This is a genomic window from Sphingobium cupriresistens, assembly GCF_004152865.1.
Taxonomy (GTDB): domain Bacteria; phylum Pseudomonadota; class Alphaproteobacteria; order Sphingomonadales; family Sphingomonadaceae; genus Sphingobium; species Sphingobium cupriresistens.
On sequence record NZ_SEOO01000027.1, the window covers coordinates 12,713 to 24,933 of the forward strand.

Sequence of the window (12,221 nt, forward strand, 5' to 3'; positions counted from 1 at the left end):
TAAATGGCCATATCGTTTAATATATCATATTATATCATTGATATTAGCTTATATATTCTAGGATATGATATCCATGGGAAGGTTGTCGTGTAGGGATGATTGCGACCAAGGGACCATGGACGATGTCACCCTACTCTCTCTCTACGCCGAAGCGCAGGCGGCGCTCGCACGGATCGAGGAGCGGCGACGGCTTAGCCCGGTGCGTCGCCCTTGGAAGATACGATGCTTCATCACCGAACGCCAGGCCTTGGCATGGCTCGATACGACATCGGTTGAGGCGAGCGCGTTCACGGTCAATGGCCGCGGCAGCGTTGGTGGAGCCGCCTACGACCTCACCCATTGGCGGCAAGCCGTCGGAGCGCCGGTAACGCTTGGTACGCTGCGTGCGGACAGCATCGGCCTTCTCGATTGGCTGGGCGTGCATGACGCCCCCGCCCCTGCTGGCCCGTGGGCACCCCCCGGCCTCCCGCTCGCAGACGTCCGACAGCGGGTCGCGCAATGGCAGGCGGAAGCGGCCACCCTGCCCCCCTCCCCTCCCCTGCTCCATGGCGCGCGCCTTGCCCTGGCATGGCGGCGTCGCGCACCGATCGGACGGGGCGATGCGGTGGCCAGCTTCCTGATCGGCGATCGCCACGGTCCGGGTCGATGGGATGCATCATTCGGTGGTCTCGTCGCCCTGGGCTTTCGGGCCAGCGGCGCCGCGTGGAAGATCGCCGACCCGGCCCAGTTCGATCGTCTATGGCTTCGAGCCATCGCCTTGGGCGCCTGCGATCATCTGGATCAGGAAGTTCGTCTGCGCGCCTATGCGGAGCGCGCCGCAGCCCATATCGCATCGCGTCGTCGGCCCGGCCGTCTGAAGGATGTATTGATGATGGCAATGTCGCGACCGTTTATCACCAGTCGGCTCGTCGCCGATCAATTGAACCTGACTTCTGCCGGGGCGATCAAATTGCTGGGCATCGCAACCGACGCCGGACTCCTGCTAGAACGATCGGGGCAAAGCAGTTATCGCAGCTATATCATTCCGGTGAGCCACGCGCCGCACGCCTCTACCGCGCCAGATCCGCTTATTGATCCTCAAATCACCGATTTTTGGTCCGAAGCCTAGAAAATAGTCCTCGCTAGAAGGCCGCTGAGGGCGATCGGCAACTCTCGACATGGGATTATATGCGGAGAGGAAGATGCCGCTGAGGGCGGCTCCTGCGGCCTCTATTCGCATTTTCAGCTTTTGTTCTCTGCGCCGGTCGAATTTTTTTTTGTTCGAGCGCTCCGACCTCTCCCGGCGACCTGCGTCAAAGCAAGGACGACGTCGATTGCATGTGGCCCATACAGGCTGGCTAGCATCCATCTGGGCAACTCCGTGCCGATGCAGATCGCCAATCTATGTCGTCCACCAGATCCAAAAACACGTCTAAGCTCGCCCTCAACATCCTCTAACGTGAGATGCCCGTCTGCCTTTCGGGCTCGGCACTGAAACGGCGATACAAGGCAGAAGGGTCGATAGGGGTAGGGCGCGCGCGATGGCTTTTCACGCGATCATCGTGTTTTCAGAATCACGGCCACAGGGGCAATCGCAACATCATTTTATCGCCATCACGATCTGTCGCGCATCAGCAAAACGGTCAGACGCACGCTTTTCCCGCTATTATTAATGTCCGTTCGCACGGTCCGACAAGCGAATCAAAGCCAAGTCGCGCGATACTTCATCCGAAACACGCGATTCTGAAAACACGTCGATCGATAGCTGTCAGGGACGCAGCCGATATTTGTTGCGGCGGTGGTGTTCCTTCACGAAGCCATAAAAGCGCTTCGAATAGTTACGCGGCAGCTCATGCGGGTTTGCGCCGAGGAAAGCGTCGAATCGGCGCATCAACTCATCATAATCCCAGCCCGGAAAATCGCTGCGAATTGCGGCATGAATGTCGGCATCCAACATCTCGCGGGCGCGGCCACTGACCACCGGCGCATGACGCGCCTTGCTCTTGTCCGCACCCGGACTGCGCAATCCGCCCGCTGCCTGCGCGATCAGCTTCATCGCCTGGCGCGGATCGATCATTGCGTCGATGTCATCGGGAGCCGCCTGAGCGGTGGGGGAGGGAAGGGGGGCGGCGCGCCCGGCACGGACCCGTTCGGCCATATGGCGGCGCATCACCATGCGCATCTTGGGCTTTGGACTATCGGGATTGACGACTTCCAGACTGATGTCCGGCAACTCGTTGGTGCGGGCCAGGTCGAGCAGTTTGCGCTTGAACACTGGATAGTTGCTTTCGCTGCCGCTTTTCTGATGCAGCGTTTCGAATCCGATGACGAAGCCGTCCGCGCCATTGCCGCCAGCATGTTTGCGCGACGCGCGGTAAAGCCATTTGCCCAGCCCGCTGGTGATCTCGAAATAGAGCGGCGATATGGCGAGCACATTGCGCTTGTCCATCACGCCGTCGAAGAACCATTTGGACAGGGTGATTTCCATGCCCAGAGATCGCTGCGTCCTCTCGTCCACCAAATGCGTATAGCTGTCGATCCAGGAGAAGGTTGTCTCCCGGCTCTTGGCGCTGGCGCGAATGTTGGTCTTGATCGTTGTAGCCTGTAACCGGTCGAGCGCGCTTACCAACCGTTCATAGGCCCGGCCGCTGGTGCCCCAGCAGATCCGCTTGAGCAGGTCGCCGGGCTGGAGCCGAATGACCGGAGTCAGGTCGTTCAGCCCGCGCTCGCGCAGTTCGTTCAAGTGCGACGCCAGATAGATCATGATGTCCGCATCCCAGATGGTCGCCATGCCATATGTCGGATTGGCGGAGACATGGACCGTCACCGACCTGTCGGGACTGATATATTCAATGGGCTTCACCCGCTTGCGTTTTGAAAGGCTGAAAAAAGGGCGCTGCATCGTCTCTTGGTAGTCGCGCAGCGAAATGTCGCTGAAATCGGGCAGGGTGAAGAACATTTCGAACTGGACCTTGCGCTCCTTCAGCGCCGTCTTAAGTTCGCCTTCATTCCCCACTGCATCATCCCGTTCCCGCTGTCCCCCCAAGGGGAAATTTGCATAACAAACTGAAATATAAGGGTTATTCCGCTATTTTCAGCTTTTCATCCCCGCATGATCGCCTGTCAACGTCGTCTCGCGCTCCGAATTCGCGCTGCATCGATCACCGGCCGCAATGCCTCCAATATCGCATCGGTCGACAGGTCGGACGGTGTAAGCGACAGCATCAATATCTTCTGCTGGTCTTTCACCACCTCGCCGATCGCTTTGCCATCGCCAACCGCGATCGCCGCCTTCTGCACGCGCCCCTTGACGGTGACGGCCTTGAGCAATCGGCCCATCACCTCGGCGCCCGCGATGGGCTGCTCGTCGCCCGACCGACGGAAACTCTGCTCCGACGAAATCTGTTCGGCCGCGGCCTCCAGCTTCGTCCGGCTGGCCGGATCACGCAGTAAGGGCAGAAGCCGCTCGCCATATTTGGCTTGCAAATCCATCGGTGAATGGAAGGCGCTGACTAGGAAGGGGGGGATCTCGGTCAGGGCGATATAGCGCGACAATTGCGATTTGGAGATTTTCAACCGCTCGGCCATCCGCAACTGAACGCCGCCATAGAAGCGATCGACCGCCGCCTTATAATTGACGCCCCGCTCTAGGTCGGAAATATCCTCCCGCTCGCGATTCTCGATGTCGGCCAGCCGGAACGCCGCCTCATCGTCTAGATCTTCGATGATTGCGATCAGGTCAATGTCGGGATAATGATTGCTGTTGAGCCAGCTGATCGCCCAGTGCCGCCGCGTCCCTGTCACCAGTTCATAGGGCAGGGGGCCATTGGGCGTACGCCGCACCACCGCGGGAATACGATTGCCGCCTTCCGCCAACACCGAATCGATCAGGCTGCGCAGCCGATGTTCGTCCAGCAACGTATAGTCGCGCGCATTGCCTGGCCAGATCGAACATTCCGCAGGCTTTAACCGGATGGTCGGTCGCTTCACGATTCGCGCGGCTTCGCCAAAAGCTTCCAGGCGCTTATTGGTGAAATTGACGCGCCCGGCTGTGGCCGTCGCTTCCGCTTCTGTGGGCGCGATAGGCGCCGGTTCATTAGCGACGGCGGCCAGCGCCTCGCTGATCAGTGACCGCCGGCTCATGCCGCCACGCTCACGCCAGCATCGACGCCGGTCAGGCTGGTCGATGGCCATTGTTGGCGGATCTGCTGCTCGACTTCCCCGAACACCGCGTCCAGATTGTCGCGGCATCGCGTATAGGTTTGGTGCGATGCCGACGGCTTGGATTCATAGATGGATCGAAACGCCTGCGTTGCGTTCTTGATTTCTTCGGACGCCAATATGGGTTGCCCCAGCAACAGCCCGGCATAGGTCGCCTGCATGATCCGCCACATGTCATTCTCGCCCGGCTTGTTGGGCGAGAAGGTCGAACATACGACGCGGATGAAGCCATAATTGACCGGCGTGCCATTTTGTTCGAGAATCTCGATATTGTCCGCGATCGTGTCCATGAAATGGATGGTCGACAGATAATCCAGTTGGCGCGCCGGCACCGGGATCAGCAATCCCGTCGCCGCGGCCATCACGTTGAGCCCCAGGAAACCCATGGCTGGCGGCGGGTCGAGCAGGATGACGTCGAAATCCTTGGTCACGCTGGCGATGCCGATACGCAGCGCTTGCAAACTTTCGCGCACTGCCTGCCCGCCTTCGCGCAGGGTAGAGGTCAAATCCCATTCCGCGTCTTGCAGACCCAGGCTCGACGGCACGATCTTGATCGTCGGCCAGGGCGTGTCACGAATGGTTTCGGCAAAATTGCTGAAGGTGCTGCGCGGGGACAGGAACGCGCCAAGCGTCTGGTCGTCGTCGATCAGCGTTTCGGGCTGGATGTCGAACATAGTGGTGGTCGACGCCTGCGGATCGCAATCGATCACCAGCACGCGATAGCCATGCAGCGCCAGATAATCGGCCAGATGCTTGGTGATCGTGCTTTTTCCGACGCCGCCCTTGAAATTCTGCACCGCCAGCACGACCGCATCCTCGTCCGGTTGCTTGCCGACATGGATGCCCAACGCTTCGCGAATCTGGGTCAGATCTTCCAGCGTATAATAGCGACGGCCATTGGGCAGTTGCTTGGGCTGGGGCAGGCGCCCCTTGGCTTCCGCCTTGGCCAAAGCCTCCGGCGTGCGTCCGATCAATTCGGCCGCGACGGTCGGGCCGAATGTGATGTCGAGCGTCTTGTGCGCGTCGGGACGGAACACGATCGTCTTGATATGATCGCGCATTTGCTGACATGCTGTCGTGACGTTGCGCAGCGTGTTGACGGTAAACGACATAGCGCCCCTCATAACCGAATCATGACGATAAACTGGTTGGTGTTTTATGCGCTCAATATCGAACGAAAGTCAAACCGATCGGTAAGTGCCGCTACGAAGGCGTCCCTCATCTGCTGCGGTGCGTCAAAAGACAACCGGAAGGTGAAGCACAGCGGGAAGGGATTGGACCTGGTTGATAGCCCTTCAACCTTTAACCGCGGCATAGCCTGTGGGGCCAAGCGGCTTTAGGGATTTTATTGAGGGATTAGAGGGGTTAACCGATCAAAATCCGGTTTAAAACCCGCAAAATAACGCGAGTCGCCAATGAAGCCCAAAATCTGATCCCACGTTGATGACCGTGCGATAACACGCCACGATGATTCCGAAAGCACGATCGATCAGTTGTGATAGCACGTCGCATCATGGCGCCGATCTCAACGATCGGGGACCGCCTTGGCGCTGTCCTCCACACCGATATCCATAATCTCTGGCGATGCGGGATCATAGCGTCGCCAGCCTGGCAGCTCGCCGCCATTAGGATCGCCCTTCTGGACGAAATTGACCAGATAGCGGCTGCTGATCCGGGCGATCGCGCGATCCGTGGCCGTCGTCGCGGCGCCATATTTCACTGCGACCGTATCGAAGAAATAGGGGATTTCGCTGGCATGACCCGCGCCCTTCGTCTCCCCGTTCCGCAGCGCCTGTGCGACATAGGAAAAGCGATAATGATAGGTCGGCACGCGCGCCCGCGCGAATAGCTGCGCCATCGTGCGGGCGCCTGTCACCATCGGCCCGGCCGGCCCGCCAATATCGTCGCTCGTCGCGCCGATCATCACCGGCGCCTTGGCGAAACGTCCCGCCCGATAGGCGTCCAGACTGTCCACCGCGACGCGGCCGTCGGCGATCGGGCTGCTATGGGTGCGCGGGCCGCTCGCAAAGAGCGCCGCAAGGTTCAGCCCATCGACCACGGCGTCAGCGGGCAACGCCCGCAATTGCGCCAGCGCCTGGGGATCGTCTGGCGCTATCCCCTTCTTTCGCCCGAACGCCGCGCCGATCGCCTCGGCGGCCGCCAGCGTAGCGTCGCCCATCGGCATCGGTCCGCCGGACTGGATCACCGCCTTGTGGAACAGCCCCTGAGCCATTGGCGAGGTCAGCAACGCATGGATCGACATGCCGCCCGCGCTTTCGCCGATGATGGTGACGTTGGTCGGGTCGCCGCCGAATGCCGCGATATTGTCCTGCACCCAGCGCAGCGCCGCAATCTGGTCCATATAGCCATAATTGGCAAGCCGCCCCTCGTCCGCATCCGCTTTGGTCAGTGCGGGATGCGCAAAAGTGCCAAAGCGCCCCAGCCGATAATTGAAGCTGACCACCATGATGCCCTGCCGCGCCAGCGCCACCCCCGCATATGTCGACGGCGACGAACCGCCATTGACGAAGCCGCCGCCATAGATCCACACCATCACAGGCAGCTTGGCTGTCCGCCGCTGCGGTTTCCATACATTCATATAAAGACAATCCTCCGCCGGCGGCGTGCCGAGCGGCGCGGCATCGCTGGGGAAGGGGAGTTGCATACAGTCATGGCCGTACAGGCTGGCGTCGCGCACGCCTTGCCAGGGCGTCACTGGCTGCGGCGCGCGCCACCGCAGATCGCCCACCGGCGGCGCGGCGAAGGGAATGCCCTTGAAGGCGACGACGTCCTCTTCATTGACCCCGCGCAGCGCGCCGTCCGCGATGGTGATGACCGGCGCCGTGTCCGACCGCGCGCTGGCGACGGGCGCGGTCAGGGCAGCGGCCAACAGCAAGGCGCGCAAAGGCAAAGCCATTTCTTTCTCCCATCGTTCAAGGCAGCGGCATCGCCACGACCCGGTCCTTGCGCGCCGACAGTAGCGCCGCCTCGATGACTTCCTGCACCGCCACCGCTTCGTCCAGCAAAATCGGCGCGACGCTGCCGCGTGTCCATGTATCGGCCATCTGCCGATAAAATTGTTCCTGGCATCCCCTCGTCGCCGGACGCAACGTCATCCCGCCAGCGCCGTCATATACTGCGACCGGATCGGAATCGACGCCCCACCCGGCGTCGCCCGGCCGCATCCCGCCGATCAACTGCGCCTCCTGCGGATCAATTCGTCGTTTGATCAGCGATCCTTTATCACCATGCACGGCGAAGCGCGGACTCCCGCCGCCGCCATCATCCGGCGCATTCAGGCTGGCGTGCAACAGGACGCGCATCCTTTCATAGCGCAGCACCACATGCGCCCAATCGTCCGCGCCCGATCCGGGGCGCAGCGCGACGATATCGGCGCTCACCGCCAGCGGCCGCCCGAACAGCGCCAGCGCCTGATCGACCAGATGCGGCCCCAGGTCGAACCACACGCCCGATCCGGCCGACCCGTCCTCGCGCCAGCGGTCGCGCACTTCCGGCCGAAATCGGTCGAAATGCGACTCGAAATGCGTCACCTGACCGATTGCGCCTTCCTCTATCGCGGCCCGGATGCTGAGAAAATCGCTGTCGAACCGGCGATTGTGGAACACCGCCAATCGCCGTCCGCTGTTCCGGGCCAGCGCTGCCAGCGCCTTTGCCTCGTCCAGCGACAGGGCGAAGGGCTTGTCCACCACCACATGCTTGCCCGCCCGCAGCGCGTCCGCCGCAATCGCTGCATGTGTCGCACTCGGTGTCGCAACCACCACCGCTTGTATGGCCGGGTCGGCCAGGAGATCGGCGGTGAGCGCCACGCAGGGGATCGCCGGGTCGAGCGCCGCGACCGCCTCGGCCCGGCTGGTGACGATCGCCGCCAGTTCCAGTCCCGGCGCGGCGCGGATCAGCGGCGCATGAAAGACGCGCCCCGCCATGCCATAGCCGATCAGGCCGACCCGGATCCGCGCCGTCAAGATGGCAATGCCCCGGCAACCACCGGCGCCAGCTTGCCGACGATGACGGTCACGCCCTTGTCATTGGGGTGGATGCCGTCGGGCAGTTGCAGCGCCCGGTCGCCGATCACCCCGTCCAGCATGAAGGGATAAAGCGTCGCATCATATGTGCGCGCCAGATCGGGGAAAATGGGGTTGAATGCTGCGGCATAGTCCGGCCCCATATTGGGCGACGCCATCATGCCCGTCAGCAGCACCGGGATGCCGCGCTTCTTCAGCTCCGCCAGGATTGCGTTCAGATTGGTCCGCGTCTCGGCGGGAGCAAGCCCGCGCAGCATATCGTTGCCGCCCAGCCCCACCAGCATCAGGTCGGGCTTGCGCGGTAATCCGTCCAGTGTAAACGTCAATCTCGCCAGCCCCGCAGCAGTCGTATCGCCCGATACCCCGGCATTGACCACCCGCGCCTTCACGCCGCGCGCCTTGAGCGCCGCTTCCAGCACCGGGGCCAGCCCCTTGTTCTGGTCCAGATTATAGCCGGCATAAAGGCTGTCGCCGAACGCCACCACAAGCCGCTCGTCGACTGTCGGCGTCGCCACTATCGCCGCGTCAACCGCCTGCTTCTCATACCCGACCGGCGCTGGCGCCGCTGCTTTATCCGAACAAGCCACCGCCAGTTGGACAATCAGCGCCAACGCCCCATATTGCATCCACCTGCCCGCCAAGGAGCGCTCCTTTTCCATGCATTTGCTCATCGATCCCACCACTATCGCGATCCGCGCGCAGGATGTCACCCTTTCGCTGGGAACGCGCGACGCGCCGGTGGCGATCCTCAAGGGCGTCGACCTCACCATATTGCGCGGCGAAAGTCTGGCCATCCTGGGCGCATCTGGATCGGGCAAAAGTTCGCTGATGGCGGTGCTGTCGGGCCTGGAGCGCGCCAGCGGCGGCAGCGTCAGCGTGGGCGGCGTCGATTTCGGCGCACTGGACGAGGACGCTTTGGCCCGCGCCCGGCGTGGCCGCATCGGCATCATTCTGCAAAGCTTTCACCTGCTCCCCACCATGACCGCGCATGAAAATGTCGCCGTGCCGCTCGAACTGTCGGGCCATGCCGATGCCTTCGATCGCGCGGCCGACGAACTGCGCGCCGTGGGCCTGGGCCATCGGCTCGACCATTATCCCGCCCAATTATCGGGCGGCGAGCAGCAGCGCGTCGCCATCGCCCGCGCCGTCGCGCCGCGCCCCACCCTGATCTTCGCCGACGAACCGACCGGCAATCTCGACGTCACGACCGGCGCCACCATCATGGACCTGTTGTTCGAACGGCGGCGGGCGGCGGGCGCGACCCTGGTCATCATCACTCATGATCCGACACTGGCCGAACGCTGCGGCCGGATCGTGGAAATGCGCGACGGCCTCATCGTCTCGGACCGCGCCGCATGAACGCCATCGGTTGGGGCGCAAGCTGGCGCATCGCCCGGCGCGACCTGCATCTGGGCTTTCGCGGGCTGCGGCTGCTGTTCCTCTGCCTGTTCCTGGGCGTCGCCACGCTCGCCGCGATCGGCAGCCTGACCGCCGCGATCACGCAGGAACTCAGCGATCGGGGCCGCAACTTGCTGGGCGGCGACATCGAAATCGCCATGACCCAGCGCGAAGCGCGGCTGGGCGACAAGGAAGCCTTTCGCCAACTCGGCACGCTCAGCGAAACCATCCGCCTGCGCGCTATGGCTCAGCATGAAGGGCAGGGCAGGGGGGATGCCCCGCCTGCCGTGCTGACCGAATTGAAGGGCGTCGATGCCGTCTATCCGCTTTATGGCACGCTTGCGCTGCGGCAGGGCGCTTATCGCCCGCTCGACCCCGACCATATCCTGATCGGCGATGCCTTGGCGGAGCGGCTCGACGTCCGCCCCGGCGACCGGCTGCGCTACGGCGTCGCCAGATTCACCGTCGCGGCCATCATCGCCGACGAACCCGATCGCTTGGGCGAAGGCTTCACTCTTGGTCCGGTCGCCATCGTTTCGCTCGACGGCCTGCGCCGAACCGGCCTGATCCAGCCGGGCAGCCTCTATTCCGCCAAATATCGCATCCGCCTCGCCCCCCGTTTCGACGCCGCGACCGTGCGCGCCGACATGGAAAAGGCGCACGATGCCGACGGCTGGACCCTCAAGGACCGGGATCGCGCCGCGCCCGGCGCCAATCGCTTCATCGATCGAATGGGGCAGTTCCTGTCGCTGATCGGCCTCGCCGCGCTGGTCATCGCCGGCATCGGCGTCAGCAACGGCGTCGCCTCCTATCTCGCGGCCAAGCGCGGCGGCATCGCCACCTTGAAGGTGCTGGGCGCGACCGCGACCGACATCGGCCGCATCTACCGGATGCAGGTCGGCGCGGTCGCCCTGCTCGGCATCGTGACGGGCCTGATCGTCGGCGCGCTCTTGCCGCCGCTGATCGTCGCGCTGGCGGGCGACGTCCTGCCGGTCAGCCCCGGCTTCCGGCTCCACCCGCTGCCGCTATTGACCAGCGCCGCCTATGGTCTGCTGATCGCCTTCCTCTTCACCTTCCCGCCGCTCGGCCGCGCCCGCACCCAGCCGGCCGCCGCTATCTTCCGCGGCGCGGTGGAAAGCGGTAGCGGTACCGACCGGCGCAGCCTGGCCGCCATGGCCGGAGCGGGCGCGCTGCTGGTCGCCTTGGCGCTGCTGACCGCGCGCGAACCGCTCTTCTCCGCCGCCGTGCTCGGCGCGACGGCCGCCGTCCTGCTGCTGCTGCTCGGCCTCGGCTGGGCCGTCCGCCGCCTCGCCCTCATCGCTCCGCGCCCGCGTCGTCCGCTGCTCCGCCTCGCCGTCGCCAATCTCCATCGCCCCGGCGCGCAGACCGCCGCGCTCATCGTCGCGCTCGGCCTCGCGCTCACCCTGTTTGTGACGCTGGCGGGTATCCAGACCAGCCTCGACAGCGAAATCCGCAACGTCGTGCCGGAAAAAGCGCCCAACCAGTTCGTCCTCGACATCCCCTCGGCGCAGGTCGGCCGCTTCCGCACCATCGCGATGCGCCAAGCGCCCGAAGCGGAGCTTAACATCGTCCCGTCGCTGCGCGGCACGATCGTCGCCTATGGCGCTCAGCGCGTCGCCGACCTCAAGGAACTACCCGAAGGCGCCTGGTTTCTGCGCGGCGAACGCGGCGTCACCTACAGCGCCGTCCTGCCGCAGGGCAGCGATCTGACCGCCGGTCAATGGTGGCCGCGCGACTATGCCGGCCCGCCGCTCGTCTCGCTTGATGAGGAAGCGGCGAAGGTCATGAATATCGGCATCGGTGACACGCTGACCGTCAGCATATTGGGGCGTGAGATCACGGCGCGCATCGCGTCGCTGCGCAAGGTCAACTGGGACACGATGGGCTTCAACTATATATTGGTTTTTTCGCCCAACGCGCTGGCCGCAGCACCCCATAGCATGACCGCGACCATCACCATGGACCCCGGCCGCGACGGCGGCATGACCCGCGCGCTGCTGTCGGCCTTCCCCGGCATATCGGTGATCGCGGTCGGCGACGTCATCGATCAGGTCGGCACGATCATGACCCAGATGTCGCGCGCGATCGTTGCCGCCGCCTCGGTGGCGATCCTCGCGGGCATCGCCGTGCTGGTCGGCGCGATCGCCGCCTCGCGCCAGGCGCGCAGCTATGACAGCGTCATCCTGAAGACGCTGGGCGCGACCCGCTGGCAGATATTGGGCGGCCAGGCGCTTGAATATGGCCTGCTCGCGTCCATGCTGGCGCTCGTCGCGCTGGCGCTCGGCACGACCGCCGCCTGGTTCGTCATCGTGCGCATCTTCGACTTCACCTGGTCGCCCGACTGGGCAGTGGTGCTGGCGACGCTGGGCGGCGGCGCGCTGCTGACTTTGGGCATCGGTCTTGCCGGGGCCATCCCGCTCATGTCGGTCCGCCCGGCGCGCGCGCTGCGGCAGTTGTAGCGGCCTGACCTGCGGCAAACGGCAGAGCGCACGGCCAGGCTTTGCGCTCTTGGCGCATAGTGCCGCGCGCACCGGATATCCTGCCCCCTTCCATTCTCTC

9 protein-coding genes are annotated in these 12,221 nt (G+C 63.7%); 3 read left to right on the plus strand and 6 right to left on the minus strand.

Features of this window, described 5'->3' with window-relative positions; all coding sequences use genetic code 11:
• Positions 1 to 115: 115 nt before the first annotated feature.
• Positions 116 to 1,108, plus strand: a complete 993-nt coding sequence (locus tag EWH12_RS15460) for a hypothetical protein (RefSeq protein WP_129927125.1) — start codon at positions 116 to 118, stop codon at positions 1,106 to 1,108.
• 639 nt (positions 1,109 to 1,747) lie between these two features.
• On the opposite strand, the gene EWH12_RS15465 is transcribed toward EWH12_RS15460, so the two are convergent.
• The 6 genes from EWH12_RS15465 to EWH12_RS15490 all read right to left on the minus strand — a co-directional run bounded on the left by EWH12_RS15465 (position 1,748) and on the right by EWH12_RS15490 (position 8,902).
• Positions 1,748 to 2,995 carry a replication initiator protein A gene (locus EWH12_RS15465; protein ID WP_242496083.1) on the minus strand — a complete coding sequence of 416 codons (1,248 nt, stop codon included), beginning with the start codon at positions 2,993 to 2,995 and terminating at the stop codon, positions 1,748 to 1,750.
• A 107-nt stretch (positions 2,996 to 3,102) separates the two neighbouring features.
• Positions 3,103 to 4,122 carry a ParB/RepB/Spo0J family partition protein gene (locus EWH12_RS15470; protein ID WP_129927126.1) on the minus strand — a complete coding sequence of 340 codons (1,020 nt, stop codon included), beginning with the start codon at positions 4,120 to 4,122 and terminating at the stop codon, positions 3,103 to 3,105.
• The gene (locus tag EWH12_RS15475) at positions 4,119 to 5,312 is read right to left on the minus strand and encodes an AAA family ATPase (RefSeq protein WP_129927127.1); all 1,194 of its coding nucleotides are present in this window, start codon (positions 5,310 to 5,312) and stop codon (positions 4,119 to 4,121) included. Before EWH12_RS15475 ends, EWH12_RS15470 begins: the two co-directional genes overlap by 4 nt.
• Positions 5,313 to 5,725: 413 nt before the next feature.
• Positions 5,726 to 7,117 carry a carboxylesterase/lipase family protein gene (locus tag EWH12_RS15480; protein ID WP_066609112.1) on the minus strand — a complete coding sequence of 464 codons (1,392 nt, stop codon included), beginning with the start codon at positions 7,115 to 7,117 and terminating at the stop codon, positions 5,726 to 5,728.
• Between the two features lie 16 nt (positions 7,118 to 7,133).
• Entirely contained in the window at positions 7,134 to 8,183 is a 1,050-nt protein-coding gene (locus EWH12_RS15485; protein WP_129927128.1) for an oxidoreductase, read from the minus strand.
• Positions 8,180 to 8,902: an arylesterase gene (locus tag EWH12_RS15490; RefSeq protein ID WP_129927129.1), complete on the minus strand. Its 723-nt coding sequence runs from the start codon at positions 8,900 to 8,902 to the stop codon at positions 8,180 to 8,182. The genes EWH12_RS15485 and EWH12_RS15490 overlap by 4 nt, the downstream gene beginning before the upstream one ends.
• Between EWH12_RS15490 and EWH12_RS15495 the strand changes: the two genes are divergently transcribed.
• On the plus strand, positions 8,901 to 9,602 hold the full coding sequence (locus EWH12_RS15495; protein ID WP_129927130.1) for an ABC transporter ATP-binding protein: 702 nt from the start codon (positions 8,901 to 8,903) through the stop codon (positions 9,600 to 9,602). The two genes, EWH12_RS15490 and EWH12_RS15495, sit on opposite strands and share 2 nt — an antisense overlap.
• A complete protein-coding gene (locus EWH12_RS15500) occupies positions 9,599 to 12,121 on the plus strand; it encodes an ABC transporter permease (RefSeq protein ID WP_129927131.1) in 2,523 nt (840 codons plus the stop codon). The genes EWH12_RS15495 and EWH12_RS15500 overlap by 4 nt, the downstream gene beginning before the upstream one ends.
• The last annotated feature ends 100 nt before the right edge of the window (positions 12,122 to 12,221 follow it).

Coding starts and splice junctions, on each gene's coding strand:
- EWH12_RS15475 (WP_129927127.1), bottom strand. CDS start 5,312: ATGTCGTTTACCGTCAACACGCTGCGCAACGTCACGACAGCATGTCAG.
- EWH12_RS15500 (WP_129927131.1), top strand. CDS start 9,599: ATGAACGCCATCGGTTGGGGCGCAAGCTGGCGCATCGCCCGGCGCGAC.
- EWH12_RS15490 (WP_129927129.1), bottom strand. CDS start 8,902: ATGGAAAAGGAGCGCTCCTTGGCGGGCAGGTGGATGCAATATGGGGCG.
- EWH12_RS15460 (WP_129927125.1), top strand. CDS start 116: ATGGACGATGTCACCCTACTCTCTCTCTACGCCGAAGCGCAGGCGGCG.
- EWH12_RS15495 (WP_129927130.1), top strand. CDS start 8,901: ATGCATTTGCTCATCGATCCCACCACTATCGCGATCCGCGCGCAGGAT.
- EWH12_RS15470 (WP_129927126.1), bottom strand. CDS start 4,122: ATGAGCCGGCGGTCACTGATCAGCGAGGCGCTGGCCGCCGTCGCTAAT.
- EWH12_RS15480 (WP_066609112.1), bottom strand. CDS start 7,117: ATGGCTTTGCCTTTGCGCGCCTTGCTGTTGGCCGCTGCCCTGACCGCG.